The sequence below is a fragment of the Streptococcus gordonii genome, assembly GCF_001553855.1.
Lineage (GTDB): Bacteria > Bacillota > Bacilli > Lactobacillales > Streptococcaceae > Streptococcus > Streptococcus gordonii.
This window is the reverse complement of record NZ_LQWV01000001.1, coordinates 117718-135913: the sequence shown is the minus strand read 5'-3', so window position 1 is coordinate 135913 and position 18196 is coordinate 117718. Positions and strand designations below refer to the sequence as shown.

General features: G+C 42.7%; 16 protein-coding genes. 7 read left to right on the top strand and 9 right to left on the bottom strand.

Annotated elements, in window-relative coordinates:
- Positions 1-55: 55 nt before the first annotated feature.
- From prmA to dtd, 4 genes are all read left to right on the top strand, one after another.
- Entirely contained in the window at positions 56-1009 is a 954-nt protein-coding gene (gene prmA / locus AWH02_RS00600) for a 50S ribosomal protein L11 methyltransferase (protein WP_060553929.1), read from the top strand.
- Complete coding sequence (locus tag AWH02_RS00595; RefSeq protein ID WP_060553853.1) at positions 1010-1753, top strand: 16S rRNA (uracil(1498)-N(3))-methyltransferase; 744 nt, start codon at positions 1010-1012, stop codon at positions 1751-1753.
- A gap of 201 nt (positions 1754-1954) precedes the next feature.
- Positions 1955-4171, top strand: coding sequence for a RelA/SpoT family protein (locus AWH02_RS00590; RefSeq protein WP_008809805.1), 2217 nt, complete (start codon positions 1955-1957; stop codon positions 4169-4171).
- A 66-nt stretch (positions 4172-4237) separates the two neighbouring features.
- Entirely contained in the window at positions 4238-4681 is a 444-nt protein-coding gene (gene dtd, locus AWH02_RS00585; RefSeq protein WP_048775219.1) for a D-aminoacyl-tRNA deacylase, read from the top strand.
- Positions 4682-4773: 92 nt separating this feature from the next.
- Here dtd and AWH02_RS00580 read toward each other — a convergent pair whose 3' ends face one another.
- Positions 4774-5571 (bottom strand): nucleotidyltransferase domain-containing protein, encoded by a 798-nt coding sequence (locus AWH02_RS00580; RefSeq protein WP_048775221.1) that lies wholly within the window; start codon positions 5569-5571, stop codon positions 4774-4776.
- 198 nt (positions 5572-5769) lie between these two features.
- Here AWH02_RS00580 and AWH02_RS00575 point away from each other — a divergent pair, with 198 nt between their 5' ends.
- The gene (locus tag AWH02_RS00575; protein WP_060553930.1) at positions 5770-6384 is read left to right on the top strand and encodes a CPBP family intramembrane glutamic endopeptidase; all 615 of its coding nucleotides are present in this window, start codon (positions 5770-5772) and stop codon (positions 6382-6384) included.
- A 119-nt stretch (positions 6385-6503) separates the two neighbouring features.
- Here AWH02_RS00575 and AWH02_RS00570 read toward each other — a convergent pair whose 3' ends face one another.
- From AWH02_RS00570 to AWH02_RS00560, 3 genes are all read right to left on the bottom strand, one after another.
- Complete coding sequence (locus AWH02_RS00570) at positions 6504-6929, bottom strand: EVE domain-containing protein (protein ID WP_060553854.1); 426 nt, start codon at positions 6927-6929, stop codon at positions 6504-6506.
- Positions 6922-7383: a MarR family winged helix-turn-helix transcriptional regulator gene (locus tag AWH02_RS00565; RefSeq protein WP_060553855.1), complete on the bottom strand. Its 462-nt coding sequence runs from the start codon at positions 7381-7383 to the stop codon at positions 6922-6924. The genes AWH02_RS00570 and AWH02_RS00565 overlap by 8 nt, the downstream gene beginning before the upstream one ends.
- Before the next feature lie 90 nt (positions 7384-7473).
- Positions 7474-8121 carry a metal-dependent transcriptional regulator gene (locus AWH02_RS00560; protein WP_045504365.1) on the bottom strand — a complete coding sequence of 216 codons (648 nt, stop codon included), beginning with the start codon at positions 8119-8121 and terminating at the stop codon, positions 7474-7476.
- Between the two features lie 191 nt (positions 8122-8312).
- On the opposite strand from AWH02_RS00560, the gene AWH02_RS00555 reads away from it, so the two are divergent.
- Together AWH02_RS00555 and AWH02_RS00550 are read left to right on the top strand one after the other, a co-directional pair.
- Positions 8313-9377 (top strand): DUF3114 domain-containing protein, encoded by a 1065-nt coding sequence (locus tag AWH02_RS00555; protein WP_060553931.1) that lies wholly within the window; start codon positions 8313-8315, stop codon positions 9375-9377.
- A 233-nt stretch (positions 9378-9610) separates the two neighbouring features.
- Positions 9611-12652, top strand: a complete 3042-nt coding sequence (locus tag AWH02_RS00550; protein WP_060553856.1) for an AAA family ATPase — start codon at positions 9611-9613, stop codon at positions 12650-12652.
- A 64-nt stretch (positions 12653-12716) separates the two neighbouring features.
- On the opposite strand, the gene AWH02_RS00545 is transcribed toward AWH02_RS00550, so the two are convergent.
- The 5 genes from AWH02_RS00545 to AWH02_RS00525 all read right to left on the bottom strand — a co-directional run bounded on the left by AWH02_RS00545 (position 12717) and on the right by AWH02_RS00525 (position 18190).
- Positions 12717-13706 carry a formimidoylglutamase gene (locus tag AWH02_RS00545; RefSeq protein WP_020992718.1) on the bottom strand — a complete coding sequence of 330 codons (990 nt, stop codon included), beginning with the start codon at positions 13704-13706 and terminating at the stop codon, positions 12717-12719.
- Between the two features lie 106 nt (positions 13707-13812).
- Positions 13813-14316, bottom strand: coding sequence for a hypothetical protein (locus AWH02_RS00540; protein ID WP_060553857.1), 504 nt, complete (start codon positions 14314-14316; stop codon positions 13813-13815).
- 294 nt (positions 14317-14610) lie between these two features.
- Entirely contained in the window at positions 14611-16152 is a 1542-nt protein-coding gene (gene hutH, locus AWH02_RS00535; RefSeq protein WP_060553858.1) for a histidine ammonia-lyase, read from the bottom strand.
- 16 nt (positions 16153-16168) lie between these two features.
- A complete protein-coding gene (locus tag AWH02_RS00530; RefSeq protein WP_060553859.1) occupies positions 16169-17503 on the bottom strand; it encodes an APC family permease in 1335 nt (444 codons plus the stop codon).
- An 87-nt stretch (positions 17504-17590) separates the two neighbouring features.
- Positions 17591-18190: a HutD/Ves family protein gene (locus AWH02_RS00525; protein WP_060553860.1), complete on the bottom strand. Its 600-nt coding sequence runs from the start codon at positions 18188-18190 to the stop codon at positions 17591-17593.
- Between the last annotated feature and the right edge of the window lie 6 nt (positions 18191-18196).

Sequence of the window (18196 nt, the reverse complement as noted above, 5' to 3'; positions counted from 1 at the left end):
CGTCAGAGAATTTCCTATTTTGGCTTTGTGTTATACGGGCCTGGTATTTTTAATGATGGAAACTTGGCAGGAATTAACGATTGAAGTGAAGCGTGAGGCGGAGGAAGCAGCCTCGAATATTCTGATTGAGCTGGGCAGTCAGGGTGTGGCTATCGATGATAGCGCAGATTATCTGGGGCAGGTTGACCAGTATGGTGAGCTTTTTCCAGAAGTTGAGCAGAGTGAGCGAGTGAAGATTACGGGCTACTACCCAGATTCGGTGAATATAGAAGCTGTTGCGGCCCAGGCCAATGAGCGACTGGCTGAGCTGGATGGCTTTGGCTTGGAGACAGGAGATATTCAGCTGACTCGGCAGGAACTGGCTGAGGAAGATTGGGCGGACAACTGGAAGAAATACTTTGAGCCGGCTCGGATCACCCATGACTTGACTATTGTGCCGTCCTGGACGGAGTACGAGGCAACAGCTGATGAGAAGATTATCAAACTGGATCCTGGTATGGCCTTTGGTACGGGGACTCACCCGACGACCAAGATGAGCCTCTTTGCTCTGGAGCAGGTCTTGCGGGGCGGAGAAACGGTGTTGGATGTGGGTACAGGCAGCGGCGTCCTTTCCATTGCCAGCTCTCTCTTAGGTGCTAAGGATATCTACGCCTATGATTTAGATGAGGTAGCGATGCGCGTGGCTCAGGAAAATATTGAGCTCAATCCTGGTATGGAGAATATCCATGTGGCGCCGGGAGATCTTCTTCGAGGTGTAGAAATCGAGGCGGATGTCATTGTTGCCAATATCTTGGCCGATATTCTCATCCATCTGACAGAGGATGCTTATCGCTTGGTCAAGGATGAGGGTTATTTGATTATGAGTGGGATCATTTCTGAGAAGTGGGAAATGGTGCGCGAGTCAGCAGAAGCAGCAGGATTTTTCTTGGAAACACATATGATTCAGGGCGAATGGAATGCCTGTGTCTTTAAGAAAACGCAGGACATTTCAGGCGTGATAGGTGGATAGATGCAGCAGTATTTTATAAAAGGAAACCCTCAGTCTCCTCTGGTGATCACGGATAAGGACACGGCCAAACACATGTTTTCGGTCATGCGGCTCAAAGAGAACGATCAAGTCACACTGGTCTTTGATGATGGCGTGAAACGACTGGCTCGGGTGCTAGACCCCAGTCAGCAGAGCTTGGAAATCTTGGAGGAGCTAGCGGATAATACCGAGCTGCCGGTTCAAGTGACCATTGCTTCAGGCTTTCCCAAAGGAGATAAATTAGAGTTTATCACCCAAAAGGCAACGGAGCTAGGAGCCAGTGCTATCTGGTCTTTCCCAGCTGACTGGTCGGTGGCCAAGTGGGATGGCAAAAAGTTGGCTAAAAAGAGTGAAAAGCTGGAGAAAATTGCTCAGGGAGCAGCAGAGCAGAGCAAGCGCAATCGGATACCAGAAGTTCGGCTCTTTGATAAAAAGGCAGACTTTCTAGCTCAGCTGCCTCAATTTGATACCATCGTCGTGGCCTATGAAGAATCGGCCAAAGAAGGAGAATCTGCAGCTCTAGTCCGAGCTCTGTCAGGCTTATCAGCCGGCGCAAAAGTTCTATTTATCTTTGGACCTGAGGGCGGTTTATCGCCAGATGAAATAGACGCCTTTCATCAAGCAGGTGCTGTATCAGCAGGTTTGGGTCCACGTATCCTGCGGGCTGAAACAGCTCCGCTTTATGCCTTGACCGCAGTCAGTGTTTTGTCTGAACTAATGAACTAAAGGATACTGTATCTCATCGGATGAGGTACAGTATTTTTGATTTCTGCTGTCTTTTTATTAAAACAAGCCAGGCTCTTTGTACTGACCCCAAAAGTTAGATTTTTTCTGTCTAACTTTTTGGGGTGCAGTTCATCTTTGCATAAGTGTTTTCTTATTGCCTTAAAAATGATAAAATAATAGGCAAGAAATTGGAGAGAATGAATGCCAAAAGAAGTGAATTTAACGGGCGATCAGGTCGTCGCTTTAACAAGGAAATATTTAGCAGCTGAGGATGTGGCTTTTGTTCAGAAAGCCTTGGTATATGCAGTGGACTGTCATAGCGGGCAATTTCGCAAGTCGGGAGAACCCTATATTGTTCATCCTATTCAGGTAGCTGGGATCCTGGCCAAGCTTAAGCTTGATGCAGTTACAGTTGCCTGTGGTTTTTTGCATGATGTGGTAGAAGATACAGATGCTAGCCTAGATGATTTAGAGCGTGAGTTTGGTCCAGATGTCCGGACGATTGTAGACGGTGTGACCAAACTGGGGAAGGTCAAGTACAAATCCCACGAGGAGCAGCTCGCTGAGAACCACCGTAAGATGCTGATGGCCATGTCGGAGGATATCCGGGTTATCTTGGTTAAGCTGGCTGACCGTCTGCATAATATGCGGACGCTCAAGCATTTGCGCAAGGACAAGCAGGAGCGGATTTCGCGCGAAACCATGGAGATCTATGCGCCTTTGGCTCACAGACTGGGGATTTCCAGTGTCAAGTGGGAGTTGGAGGACTTGTCTTTCCGCTATCTCAATGAAGTCGAGTTTTACAAGATTTCTCACATGATGAAGGAAAAACGCCGTGAAAGAGAAGCCTTAGTCGAAGAAGTCGTGAGTAAGATTGAGACTTATGCAGCTGAACGCCATCTACATGGAAAGATTTATGGGCGACCTAAGCATATCTATTCGATCTACCGTAAGATGCAGGATAAGAAAAAGCGATTTGATGAAATCTACGACTTGATTGCTATTCGTTGCATTTTGGAAACACCAAGTGATGTCTATGCTATGCTAGGCTATATCCATGAGCTCTGGAAACCAATGCCGGGCCGCTTTAAGGACTATATTGCCAACCGCAAAGCCAATGGTTACCAATCCATCCATACGACGGTTTATGGGCCTAAGGGACCAATCGAGTTTCAGATTCGGACCAAGGAAATGCACGAAGTCGCTGAATACGGGGTTGCAGCTCACTGGGCCTATAAGAAGGGCATCAAAGGCAAGGTCGATAGCAAAGAATCTGCTATTGGAATGAACTGGATTCAAGAATTGATGGAATTGCAGGCAGAGTCTGGCGATGCTAAAGAATTTGTGGATTCGGTCAAAGAAAACTATCTGGCTGAGGAAATCTATGTCTTTACGCCTGATGGCTCTGTACGTGCTCTACCCAAGGATTCAGGGCCAATCGACTTTGCTTATGAGATTCATACCAAGGTCGGGGAAAGGGCAACAGGTGCCAAGGTCAATGGACGCATGGTTCCATTGACGACCAAGCTTAAGACAGGTGACCAGGTTGAGATTATCACCAGTGCTAATTCTTTTGGTCCCAGTCGGGACTGGATTGGCCTGGTTAAGACCAGTAAGGCTCGCAATAAAATTCGCCAATTTTTCAAAAACCAAGATAAGGAATTATCCATCTCTAAAGGTCGGGAACTTCTGCAGGCTCAATTCCAAGAAAATGGCTATGTAGCCAATAAGTACATGGACAAGAAGCATATGGAAGAGGTCCTGCAAAAGACCAGCTATAAGACAGAAGAAGCTCTGTTTGCGGCTATTGGTTTTGGTGAAATAGGAGCTATTTCGATTTTCAATCGTCTGACGGAAAAAGAGCGCCGTGAAGAGGAACGGGCCAAGGCTAGAGCTGAGGCTGAGGAATTAGTCAAAGGCGGCGAGGTCAAGGTTGAAAACAAAGAAACTCTCAAGGTCAGACATGAGGGAGGTGTAGTCATTCAGGGGGCATCTGGTCTACTGATTCGGATTGCCAAATGTTGTAACCCTGTTCCAGGTGACCATATTGTTGGTTACATTACCAAGGGTCGTGGTGTGGCTATCCATCGCTTGGACTGTATGAACCTTAAGGCTCAGGAAAATTATGAGCAGCGCCTGATCGATGTCGAGTGGGAAGAAAATAATACGACCAAAGAATACACAGCCCACATTGACATCTATGGATTGAACCGGACTGGCCTTCTCAACGATGTGCTACAGGTCTTATCGAATACAACTAAAAATATCTCTACTGTTAATGCCCAGCCGACCAAGGATATGAAATTTGCCAATATCCACGTTTCTTTTGGTATTGCTAATCTATCTATGCTAACGACGGTAGTGGATAAGATTAAGAGCGTGCCGGAGGTCTACTCAGTTAAGCGGACCAATGGATAAGTATGCGGACGAAGTTGCTGTGTAGGATAGAGGATATCCAGATGGAAAGGGAATAGAAGCAGAGAAATGAAAATTGTCATTCAACGTGTAAAACAAGCTCAGGTGTCGATTGAAAACCAAGTACACAACAAAATTTCGTCTGGCTTGCTTCTCTTGGTGGGAGTCGGGCCTGATGATGGTCCAGATGACTTGGACTATGCTGTTCGTAAAATCGTTCATATGCGGATTTTTTCCGATGCTGAGGGCAAGATGAACCTGTCTGTTAAAGATATTGAAGGGGAGATTCTCTCTATCTCTCAGTTCACCCTGCATGCGGATACTAAGAAGGGAAATCGGCCGGCTTTTGTCAAGGCGGCGCCACCCGAATTAGCCAGTCGTCTCTATGACGAATTTAATCAGCTACTGGCGCAAGAAGTACCAACCAAAACGGGTGTTTTTGGAGCAGACATGCAGGTAGAGCTAATCAATGATGGTCCAGTAACTATTATTCTGGACACGAAAAATCGCTGAGAAGAAGTATGAAAAGGAGTTTGAACACTAGTGTTCAAACTCCTAATTTTTTTGCTTCTGTAGCAATGAATGTATAATTTCCTAAAACATTTCTAAAAACCATCAATCATTTCTTGAGGAATGATTTCTTTGATGGTCGTCACTAGCTGGTTGATAAGCTTTATGGCTTCAGCGGGCTCAGTGTAGAGTTTTTCAAAATAGGCATGTATAGTTTCTTCAAAATGCTGAGGTAATAGCGGGCAGTTGGTTTTTGCATACTCCAGCATTCTCTTTTCTCCAGGATGCGTCTGTTCGTTTAGGGAGAAGAGCAAGTCAAAATAGGAAGCAAAAAATTCACTGCTGCGGTGATTGATACTGAGCAGGTCTTGACGCTTGAGCGCTTTTTCTATTTGTTTGGAGAAAGCTGGCATGGCTTGATCGAGTAGAAGGAGCTGCTTCTTAATAATATTCTTTTTCAGTTCAGCTGGATAAGGTCGTCTGTACTTGTTTTGAAGCGCCTCATAGCGACCATTTCGGTCGTAGATGATTTTGCTGTGGAGCAGATTGTGCCACATACAGGTGGTATAGGCATTCTGAGCTTGGTGGTCTATAACTACAGTCTGCAGGTCTTTATCGAAGCTGTCCAGTGTACGGTAAATGAGCTCGATTTCGATGTTATTCTTCAGCACACAGTCATCTTCTAGTTCCCAAAACTGATTGCCGATTTCCATGTAGGAGCAGTACTTGCTGAGGATATTGCGTCGAGTCAGGGGAGCAATGGAATCTGTCAAGTAGATATAAACATCATAGTCTGAGTCTTTGTCAAAATGCTGTCCAGCACGAGAGCCGCCGAGAACAATAGCTTCCACTTGATCTAGCTGGGCAAATTCTTTAAAAAGTTCTTGTGGCATGATTTTTCCTCACTGATTTTTGACATCATTTTAGCAAAATGTAAGTGGAATGGCAAGAAAATGGAAGCAGTAAAAATCTTGGGTTTTATACCTTTAAAATCTATCTTTTTTTAGAAACAATTTAGAATTACTTAATAAATAATTGAAGTTTGTTTTATATAATGATGGTAAAGAAATGAGAGAAAGGAGTTTCTAATGATGGTAAGTCTTATTCAACAAATGACGAATGCTCTGATTCAAATTGTTTTGTTTATGTTGCTTCCTTTTATTTGGTGGTTTGTGACAGCTAGAAGAAAAAGTTCATTTTTAGATTGGATAGGCTTTAAGCCACTAAAAGATACTGGCAAGCATAAGATGTGGCTCTGGATATTTCTTGGTTTGCTAAGCTTCACTATCTTTTCATATTTAGTACTGTATACTATTGTAAAAGATCTTAAAACTGCAACTTCAAGTTTTTCTGGCCTCGGCTTCCAAGCCTTGCCAGCTGTTCTGATTTATAGTCTTTTTCAAACTTCCCTGCCAGAAGAACTACTATTCAGAGGTTTTCTTTTAAAAAGATTCTCTACCTGTTTGCCTTTTGTAGTGGCCAATACCATACAAGCTGCTCTTTTTGGGCTCCTTCATGGTCTTATGTTTATAACAGAGGTTTCTTGGTTGCAAACCCTAGTCATTATTTTGTGTACTGGTGGCATTGCAGCTTATCTAGGTTTTGTCAATGAAAAGAAATCAGGCGGTTCTATTTTAGCCAGCTGGATCATGCATGCCTTAGCCAATGTGGTTACAGGTATGCTATCGGCTTTCTTGTTAATTTAATTGGCTAAGAATTTCACCACAAATCAAAAGTTCCGATTTATTTCATGAATCGGAACTTCATTTTTTAAGAAAAGCGAGTGCAGTCTTTTGAGGGAAAAGTCAATTAAGTATAGTTGTTTCTAGTTATTTATAGGACGGTCGACCTTCATTTGATCAAAAACATAAAGGAAGAAGTCCTTCGAAACTTCGAAATGTCCGTATCTTAGCTGGGAGGCGTATTGACGCCACTGAGGATGCTGGCGGACTTGCTCAATGAGGCAGTCTTTGACCGGCTGATAGTAGCTGACATCTCGCCGAAATGGGACAAAGCCTTCAAACATCTCTACTTGGTAGGCAGTATCATCTAGGATCTTACCAACTGCTGTAAAGGCCTGCAGTTTTTCTTGATCATTCATCTGATATTTAGGACTGTAGTAGAGAAGGTAGTCTCCTTTTTTCATTCGGTTTAGTGGTGCTTTCTTTCCATGGCAGACTTGACAAAAACCACCTTCCACACCTCTTAGTACATGTTCTTTTGATACGACGCCAATCCAAAATCTAGTCATTTGCGGTCTCCAGTTCTATTAAGAGTTGATTCAATATCTCTGTTTTATCTTCTAATTTTCCAAAGAATGCCTGATCAATACCTTCAACTAGAGGAAGGGCTTGATTGACCTTTTGCAGCCCCTGTTTTGTCAGAAGTATGATGTTGGCACGGCTGTCCTTGGGATGGACTTCTCGCATGATTAAGTCTTTTTTGACCAAGAGGCGGATGATTTGGGATACAGTCATGACATCCATGTCAGAAAAGCGGGCGATATCGGTCTGACTCACCCATTCTTGCTGACGCAGGAGTGCTGCAAGAGTAGTCAAAACGACAAACTGGGGATGGGTCAGATCAATTGTTTTCAGTTGGCTTTTAATCAGCCCATGCCACTTGTGGTAGGCGCGGATAAAGAGGAGGCCAGTAGACTGTTGGGAATCATTTTTATAAATTGAATTAAAATCAAGTTCTCTCATTTTTATATCACCTTCAAAATAGTAAGCATACTTATTATATACCTTTTCTATTATCTTGTCAAAAAAAGCCCTTTGAATTTCAAAGAGCTTTTAGATCTTTTCTACATAAATCTGTTGGGCAATAGGTTGAGCTAGTTGGATTTCTTGCCCATCCACTTCAAGAGAATAGAGGTGGCTAAAGTCATCATAGCCTAGAAAACGAATTGTTTTGCCTACTTGAAGGCCATTTCTTTCCAGATAGGTCAAGAGATCGAAGTTATCATGAACACGGGCCAGTATATAATCGCCTTTTTCTTTTGCCTTTTCTAAAGTAAGTTTATGTTTTTCAACTAGGAGTTCTCCCTTAGCTGGAATGGTTCCTCCATGGGGGCAAGCTTTGGGATAATCCAACAACTGGTCCAGCCTTTCAACAAAGTGGTCGGAAACAGTGTGTTCTAAAACCTCGGCTTCCTCATGGATTTCCTCTGTGGTATAGCCTAGATGGTGGACTAGAAAAACTTCAATTAGCCGGTGTTTACGATAGAGGTCTGAAACTAATTTTAGACCCAAATCGGTTAAGAGGTAACCAGCTTTTTTGTCCTTGATGAGTAATTCTTCAGCTAGTAGCTTCTTCATCATCTCTGTTACGGCTGGTGGAGAGACTTGCATGAGCTGGGCGATTTCTTTATTAGTGATTTTATTGTGTCTGGTTCCAAGTTCATAGAGACATTTCAGATAATCTTCTTTATTAGGTGTCATGTTGTACCTCGAGTTTTCTTATTATTAGTATAGCAAAAAATGGGGCAAGAATACAGTCAAGTGGTCCTTAGGTAGAAAAAGGAACGACTTTAGAAAAAATTCTGGTATCCTATAGAAAGGCAGTCTTCTAGTTTGACGGAAGAAATAAAAAATGCATATAATAGATAAAAAAGACGGGAAGGAACTTGCCAGTGGCAAATAAAGTAGAGAATCAAAAAAAGTGGCTGGAAGAGCTGGGCTGGTCACATGAGGCAGTGGAAGAGATCTGCCGAAACATTGGGAAAGCGAATGTTCAAGTTCCTTGGCAAGAAGCTAAACTTTTTGGTAGTGAACTCTTTAAAGAGTTGTGGAAGTTGGAAAGTCGCCAGGCTTCTCCTCTCCAAGCTCAGAAATTACTGGGGATTGCCCTAGCCTGTGTGGAAATGCCCAAGGAGTTAGAAGGGGAGCCGGATGAAGTAGTTTCGCTTCTAGAGAAGTTCAGTCCGGATTTGGCACCTCATGATAGTTTTTGGGGAACTTTTGCTAAAACGGTACAGACTGCCTTTCCAGCGGATGATTTCAGTCAAACAGATGGAAATCAGGAATTAAAAAGCCAGATCCATCAATTTCGCTATCTGATTTCCTGCCAACAAGCCCAGTGGGTGCGAGAGCATTATAGAGCAGAGGGAATGACAGATGCAGAAGCCTTGGCCAGCTATTTTAAGTCTCGGCCAAGTATGCCTTATAGCTTCAATGAGTCCTCTCGTTTGCATAATAAAGCCTATATAGATAAGCTTTCGGGCCGGGTATTTTACCCAGATGGTCAAAAAAGCCAAGTCAATATCAAAATTTTACTTGATTTTCATACAGAATTTATTTTAGATCAGCAAGGTCGCTTCCTCAATATTCTAGACCCAGAAGGGGCTAGCCAAAATGGCCTTGTTAATGGTGCTAGCTTTAACTATGGCAATCGCAATCGGCCAGGCAATCGGGCTTCCCATACTCGCTATGATGTTAAAACACCTGCCGTTTGGGACCCTCTTTTCCGCAGAAAAGCGATGGCTAATGGAGGCAAAAAATTTAAGGCACCACAAAATAATCGTGGATCAATGGGGTATCTCTCAGCTAAAAGTGTCTATGTTCCAAGGAAAGAGAGTATTCAAAAGGAAGTCAAAAAGGAACTTGCCCGTTTTAAAAGCCTCTTAAATCGACCAGCCTTCTTTGTCCGTTGCTGGGCTTGGCTACGCCAGTTTTGGAAAAATATTTTCAGATCATAAGAACCAAATGATAGAAAATTTTATAGGGGGATAAAGGAGAGCTGTTTTCAAAAGAAAATTCTTTGTTCAATCAATAAGGATAAGGCATCTTAAATTGACTTGTCTGGAAAGGAGCAATCCTTCTCAATTGTCCCTCTTAAAAGAAGCATACCAAAGCTTGGTAGGCTTCCTTACTTGCGAAACTTTCTATTTTTGTTTATAGTAGTTCTATAAGCTTTCTTGGAGGCGTTTGCATGAACAAAAAACTTTTGAGCTTGAAACTATTGGGAAGCCCCAGTGTTTTTCTTGATCAGGAGGAAGTATTCTTCCCTTTTGCTAAAATAAATGCCTTGATTTACTATCTTCATATCAATGGAGCAGTTAATCGAGAAGAAATTGCAGGAATCCTCTGGGAAAATAAGGACAATCAGTCTGCTAAAAAAAATCTACGTAATACCATCTACCAGGCCAATAAACTCTTAGGTGGGGATTGGATTATTGCGCCCAACAGGACCGTTTTGTCTCTTAATCCAAACTTCAAAATTGAAAGTGATGTGGAGACTTTTATAGCTAAACCAGAAGAGCATTTGTCTCTCTATCAAGGCGATTTTTTGCAGGGATTCTATCTCAAGGATAGCGAAGCATTTGATTATTGGGTTTCCAAAATGCGGAATCAGTATGAGCAACTTTATGTCCAAGCTTGCTACCATCAGCTTGAAAAAGAAAAGGACCGGCTGAATCTAGAAGAAGCCGAGCAAAATCTGCGTCGTTTGATTAGCATGGATGAGTTTGATGAAAAGAATTATCACCTGCTCATGAAGTTCTACCGAGACAATGATCGTCCAGGTAAAGTTATTGAGACTTACTATAAACTAGTGAATCTCTTGGATAAGGAACTGGGAATCAGTCCCAATGAGTCTATTCAACAGCTCTATCACGAAGTTCTTGCTAAAGACCGGAGTGAAAGAAAAACCAAACAGTTTCTTCGGAATACGGACCATTTTTTTGGTCGAGTAAGTGAAATCCAGCGGTTGGAATCTTATTTTTCTAAGATTTTAGGAGAACAGGAGGCGCGTGCCCTAGTTTTAGTGGGGGGTACTGGCATAGGGAAGCGGACAGTGACTCGTCAGGTGTTAGCCAATCAGACCAAGTACTTTCAAATTGTTATGGCTGAGTGTTTTAAGGAAGAAATGGAGTCTGAGCTTCAGCCTTGGCGTGGTCTACTGGATGGTTTGGGTGATTTGGTCATTCAGCATCAGATTCTTACAATTAGTCAGTGGCAAGTTATTTTGGAAAGCTATTTTCCAATCTTAACAGGAGGAATTTCTGGAGTTGAGTTAGATGCAGACAAATTAGCTCAGTTTGTAGTCGATATTCTGCAGAAAATTTCCAAGAAGAAAGCTCTGGTAATTTTAATTGAGGATTGTCACTGGATGGATGCAGCTAGTACTGCAGTCTTGGAACAGGTCATGAACCATATGTATGATTACCCAGTGGCCTTTGTGTTGACAAAACACCTCAGCACTCCTTCTTATTTGGAACATTTTTTCAGTCATTTGCTGGTTCGTGATAAGATTGATTTTATTGAGCTACAGCCCCTCAATTTTCAAGATAGTGTAGCTTATCTACAAGCTCAAAAGGGCATAGAAGCTCTTTCTGAGGAAAAAGTCAAAGACATTTATCGAGTTAGCCAGGGGATTCCATTCTTCCTGTCAGAATATGCTGAGCAACTCTTGAGAGGAGAAAAGTTTCAGCCATTGACGCCGGCTATTAAGGCTAAGCTGTCTTTGAAACTGGATCATCTTAGTAGTGGGGAAGAGGAGCTACTGGACTATCTAGCTTGTTTCAGAGAACCTGCGTCACTTTCCTTTTTGACCAAGTTACTTGCTTTGCCTGTGGAAGACTTGGTTGAAATTATTGAGGCTTTGAGACAAAAGCGACTCTTAATTGAGGTGGAAGAAGAGGACAGACTGGTAGTGAATTTTAGCCAGGAGCTCCTACAAATCTATGCTTATGAGCGTTTGTCAATAGCCAAGCGTCGGATGTTGCATCATCAGATTGCCCAGAGTATGGAAGAATGCTTGGGAGAATCTCTTTATCATTCCCAGTTGCTCAATGAAATTGCCTATCATTATAAGATGTCTAAGCAACCGATCAAGTCTTTAGAGTACGAGTTGCATTATTTGGAAGCTACTTTACAGTTTCACCATGAGCTCTTTCCAATTTACTCACGGGAGTTTGGTTTTATTGAAAAGACTGAGGATAACAACCAGGCTGCTGTTCTGGAGCAATTTGATCGAATTCGTCAGGAAATAAAGGACTTAGAAAGCAAACATCAAAACCATAAGGATTTTCAATTGCTAGTGCTTCGTTTCCTCTATCTGGAAGGGCGCTATGCTATTCGGACAGGAAATTACCAGCAGGGGATGGACAATATCCAGCAGGTGATTGCTTCGGCCAAGGAACTACAACAAATGGAGTTCCTTCTGGAAGGTTATCGGCAGATGATCTATTACTGTATTCAGACGGAGAATATTCCTGAAATGCGTTATTATACGGAGCGTGCTCTGGATGCTTCAGTCCAGGCCAATAATCACGAAGCCATTGCTGTCAATCTTCGGCTGAAGGGGCTATATCATCTCATGATCGGAGATGAAGAACAGTCGCTTCACCATCTCTATCAGTCTATTGATTGTTTCAGCCTAACAGACTCGCTTCGCTCCAAATATTCGATTCAGATTGCAGCAGCTCTAGATTATCTGGCGGAGATTGAGCAGATTCGCGGGAATTTTACAACAGCCTTGGCCCACCAGAAAGAAGCAATTGATCTAACAGAAAACAAAATAGCAGAGCCATCAATATTTGCCTTCTATATTGGATTAGGCATGACCTATTATCAGCTGAGAGATTATCAACAGGCAGAGGCAATCCTTTTGAAAGCTAAAAAAGCTATGGAATCTCTTAGTTTTCCTTGGAAGGAGACTCAGTTAGAAGTCTATCTAGGATTGATTAGTTGTGAAAAAGGAGACTATCAGCCAGTCTTGGACTTGCTGAAAAAGAAAGAAGAATTGATTAGCCGATATGGCAATCCGCGAGACAAGGGCTTAATTTACTACCTGATGGCAGTGATTAAGTATCAACTTCTGGTAGGGGATTTGAAAGAAAGTAGTTTTGAAGAGCTACTGAATCGGGATTTTGATTATTACTATGATACGGCTAAAAGCCATCTTAATTTTTATCGGGACCGACATCAGTTGAAAGAACTGGAAAGCTTGCGCTTGAGACTGTCTCAATAATCAAATGCAAAATAAAAGGGGATGAAAGTCATTTTCATCCTCTCTTTTTATTCTGATAAAACTATTAATCATGTATTTGAGCCCAGACCTGGGTCAGATAAAAGATAAAGCTGGCAGCTAGGTTGGCTGTATGGTTGTCAATATCGTGGGGTGGAGAAACTTCTACCACGTCAAAACCAATTAGTTTTCCTGAAGCAGCGATATGCTGGAAGACCAGAACGGCTAAATTTGGATCTACGCCCAGCGACTGAATAGCACTGACACCAGGAGCGGCACCAGCAGCAAAGCAGTCAATGTCAATGGTCAAATAGACTTGTTCCTTGTCTGCAAGAAAGGCATCAACAACCTTGCAGACTTCCTTGTGGCCCATTTGGTAGATATCTAGTCCAGTCAGGAACTGGATGGCTTTAGACTTGGCTACAAAATCAAAGAGAAAGAGGTTATTATTGTGTTCTTGGATACCTAAAATGAGATAATTAAAGACTTGTTTTTGAGCTAAAGTTTCGTCAAACATCTGGCGAAATCCAGTACCGGAATTGGGACCAGTCTGGTCATAAGGGCGAAGATCAAAATGGGCATCCATATTGATGACGGCTAATTCTTGCTCGGGTTTTAGTGAAGACTTGAGTCCGAGATAGTTTCCGTAGGCCGTTTCGTGTCCGCCTCCTAGTACGATGGGACGAAGATTGAGCTCCCGCAGGCGCTTGACAGCTTTTGCTAGACTGCTTTGGAGTTGTTCAAGAGACCGATTGGGGCCATCGATATCACCGACATCAAAGACACGGACGTTTCGACCTAGATGCCAAGGCAGTTTGGCCAACTGAGTACGGATAGATTGTGGTCCTTCAACTGCTCCAACCCGACCGTGGTTGATATAGACTCCTTTGTCGCTCTTGAAACCAATTAAGGCAAAGTTGACTCCCTCAAAAGGTTTTAAGTTTGGGTCATTTAAATTCAAGAATTCGATAACCATACCCCATTTTGCAGCGTATAAATTATCTTCGACCCCACGTTGATAATAGCTGTTATCTAACTGATAATAATCTTCTAACATAATCTTTTCCTTTTCCATAACGATATTGCGATTTTATTATAAGAGTTTCCACTAAGGCTGTCAATGACTTTCTGCGGGGAAAGGAGCTTAGTGGAGAGGGAATTGTTTACAAGAAAGCCACTATAATGGCGAGAAGTAATGCAGTCCATGTAGCGTAGCGTATCTTAGCGTTAGACCGGTAGCCCTCTCTAACCTTTGGCCTTTTCGAAAAGAGATAAGCAATATAAGCTGCAATTGAAAGAAAATAAGCATATGGTGTCCATCCAGAGCTAAGGATTCGGCCATTTTTAACCGTTGGTACAAGCAGAATTAAAGCTGTAAGCATGCACCAAACAGGTAAAAGAGTGCTCTCTTTGCTATTGCAAATATGGAGCATCAGTTGTGCTAAAAAGCCGACGGAATAAAGGATAAAAACAGCGATGCACAGATAAAAAAGCACAATGAGAAAACTATCGTCCTGTTTAACAATAGGCTTGCCTATTAGGAGATTTAAAAAAGTAAATAAAATGGTTTTTAACATATGCCAAATGAGGTAGGCCATTGCTGGTAAAATGATTAAGACAAGTGGATGTAGAATTGCAAAATAGTCTACTTTGGAGGCTTTTTTCATTGTTACTTTTCTCCTTAATCAAACTCTTTCTGGCTTCTAAGATTGCCCTTGAAATTTTCATTTTATTTGGCCTTGCTTAATGGCACTAGCGACTTTATTATAAGAGTTTCTACTAAGGCTGTCAATGACTTTTAGCTGAAAAAGAAAGCCCTGCTGAACAAGCGCGGGCTTCTTTTATTCGCTTTTCTGACTCAAAGAAGATCCAAATTTGACAAGGTAAGTCACTGCTGATAGGACCTAAGTTCATCAAAAGAGCTTTAGACCTTCAAAAATCAATTTCAAAGAGTATCAGATTTAGAATTGAATGCTTAAGTCCACAGCCTTTTCAACTGCTGCTAGGAATTCATCACTTTCAATCAGCTCAGAGGCCTTGTTGAGCTCTTCATAGATTTCGATGTCCTTATCAAATTCGATAAAGCGGACATGCTGACGGAAGAGGTCGTAGGCTGGTTTGGTTCCCTTACCAAGTTTATGGTTTTCTGGTTTCAGATCCAGAGCTTGGCAGGCTGCCATGATTTCTGTTGCCACGATGCGGCGGGAATTCTTGAGAATCTCAGCTGCCTTGCGTGCTGCGGTTGTTCCCATGCTGACAAAGTCTTCTTGGTTTTCACAAGATGGGATAGAGTCTACGCTGGCTGGATGAGCCAGAACCTTGTTCTCAGAAGCAAGAGAAGCACAAGCATATTGGGTAATCATAAAACCAGAGTTGAGTCCTGGGTGTTTGACCAAGAAGGATGGTAGCTTGCTCAGTTGGCTGTTAACTAGACGTTCTACACGGCGCTCGGATACATTTCCGATTTCAGAAATAGCGATACCGAGGAAGTCGAATGGCTGAGCCATTGGTTCACCGTGGAAGTTACCGCCTGAGATAACATGGCCTTCTTTGGTGATGATAGGGTTGTCTGTAACGGAGTTGATTTCAATCTCAACTTTGGTTTTCACATAAGCGATAGAGTCCTTGCTAGCGCCATGAATCTGCGGGATACAACGCAGTGTGTATGGGTCTTGAACACGTTGTTGAGTAGCTACGGTCGTATTGCCACTGCCCTCTAGAAGGTTGCGGATATTCCGGGCTGTAGCTAGCTGACCGCTCTGAGGTCGAATGGTATGTAAGTCTTCTTCAAATGGACTAGTAATACCATTGTGGACTTCCATAGAAAGAGCGCCGGCGACATCTGATAATTTAAGCAATTGGATGGCATCATAGGTAGCCAGAGCTCCGATACCTGTTAGGACAGTCGTACCGTTAATCAGCGCCAACCCTTCCTTGGCAGCTAGAGCAATTTTTTCAATCCCAGCCTTGTCCAAAGCTTCTTGGCCAGAGAGCAATTGGCCTTGATAGTATGCGTGGCCCAGTCCTAGCATAGGAAGAACCATGTGAGCCAATGGAGCTAAGTCACCAGAAGCGCCCAAAGAGCCTTTTTCTGGAATGAATGGCACGACGCCTTTATTGAGCAGTTCCAGAAGCTTTTCGACAGTAGACAGACGAATACCAGAGTAGCCTTTTACCAGAGAATTAATCCGGATTAACATGATAGCACGAACTGTGTCTTCTGGTAGGGGATCACCAAAGCCTGAAGCGTGGGTACGGATCAGATTTTCCTGTAGTTGAGTCGTATCTTCTGGTGAGATACTAACGTTACAGAGAGATCCAAATCCAGTTGTAACACCATAGACTACCCGTTTTTCGCGGACAATGTCGTCCACGATTTTGCGGGAAGCCTCCACAGCTTTCTTAGCTTCTTGGTCGATTTCGCAGGTAGCTCCATGACGGGCTACTGCGATCACATCTTCTAAAGTAAGGTGTTCGCCATCCAAATTTATTACATGTGTCATACGATTTATTCTCCTTTTATTCAAGAACTTTATTTTTACAAATCAGTACAATATAGATATAGTATACTGCACTTGCGATAAGGACACCTATGAGACCATAGATATAGTTCATTGGGTTTTCACCCCAAATCATGACAAGGCTGACTAAGACTGCTAGGATTGGGATTACTGGACCAAATGGAACGCGGAAGACTACTTTTTTATCTGGATATTTCTTTCTCAATACCAATACGGCTAGAGCAGTCGGGATGTATTGGAAGAAACGGAAGACTACGCTGAGAGCTGCTAGTACTTCAAATGTTCCTGTAAAGAGCAATGCGATAGCTAAAACACCTGAGATGATGATAGCAAAGATAGGTGCGTTTTTAGAATTGGTTTCAGCAATTTTTTTAGGCAACATACCTTCATTGGCAATAGCTGCTCCAAAACGCGGTACCATGATAGATTCACCGATGTTGAGTCCGGCAATAGAAATAAGGGCTCCAATAGAAACGATCCATGCCCCAGCAGGGCCAATCATTTCAACAAAAGCGTCTTGCACAGAAGCATTTGTTTGTAGGATACGACTACCTAGCATAGCAATGGTTCCTGCAATAATGAGCATGTAGAGAACAGATACAATGCTGATAGACCCTAGAATGGCGCGTGGGACATTCTTTTCTGGATCGCGCATTTCACCAGCAACGATAGACATAGTTTCAAAGCCGATAAAACCATAGAAGATATAAATAGCTGTACTTGAGATAGCCTTCATGATATCTGCGCCAGGTTCTAGCTGAAGGAAGGGAGTAAAGTTTCCTTTGTCAATTCCACCTTTGATGAAGAAGATGGCACATGCTGCAAATGCAATGATTGGAATCAACTTAGCTACGGTTGCAGCTAGTGTGAAAAACTTAGAGGTCTTTAAACCAGCAATATTCATCAAGCTGAGCAAGACAATTAAAGTGATACTAAGGACTAGTTCATAAGGGGTAAAAGCTGGGAAGGTAATGACAAAGAGTCTTGCAAATCCTGCAGCCATAGCGGACCAAGCGATGATGGTAACCGCCCAACCCAGAAAGCCTACGTTAAATCCGACAAAGTTACCAAATGCTTCCTTGGCATATTGGAAGGCTCCACCATTTTTATTGAAATAACCTGCAGTTTCTGCCAAGCAGACTGCTAGCAGAATAACAAGGAGAGCAGTCCCTAACATGACAGCTAGAGAAGCAGGTCCAAGTCCTTTGTAAATTTTTTGAGGTAGGAGGAAGATACCAGAGCCGATAACGGCATTAATACCATAAAGAGTTGCACCGGCAAAGCTGAATTTCGCTTTTTCCTGCTCTTGTGTGTTGAGTTTGTTTGCATCCATAATAATGTTTCTCCTTTAGAGATATGAGGATCCCTTCCAAGTAAAGATAGGGTGGTGGCAGACCAATCTTGGAGCATCACTGTATCTTTACTTAGTGGGGATGTGGTTTAAACCAGCCCAAATGGCAAGAGGAGAGCCTTTAGATTGGTTATATGAAAACATTATATGCAGCTCAGTTTCCTGAGTCTCTTTTTCCACTATCAGAAAATTTCCTTCCTCCATATCAAGTGGTGGAAAGTTATCTCCAATCACTGTTAGATTTGTCAAAGCATAGATAAATTGAATCTCTTCGTCTCGTATGAGAACTTGCTTATTGGAGACGGCAATCATCTGTCCCTGATAGTAGTCGCTGTAGATTAAGTTAAAGTCGGTACAAGTCCCGCGACTTGTGATAGAATCACTCCCTTCGAAGAAATAGGGGGTAAAGGGAGCTAGAACCGTTTCCTCTTGTCGACTAGCATTGAGCAGGCGCAGAGGATGGTCTAGGCTCATAAGAATACGGTGAAAGCCACTCAAGTCAGAAAACACACTTTCAGCTGCTTCCACAGTTGCTGTTGAGAGTCGATAGTCAAATTCCCGCCGGCCATAGTGGCCGGTGGACGGGGAAAGATAAAGTTGTTTTGTCTTTCCTCCCGACCAATTGGAAACTTGAAAATCGCTTGATTTTAGAAGAGTTATATTTGTCATTTTTGG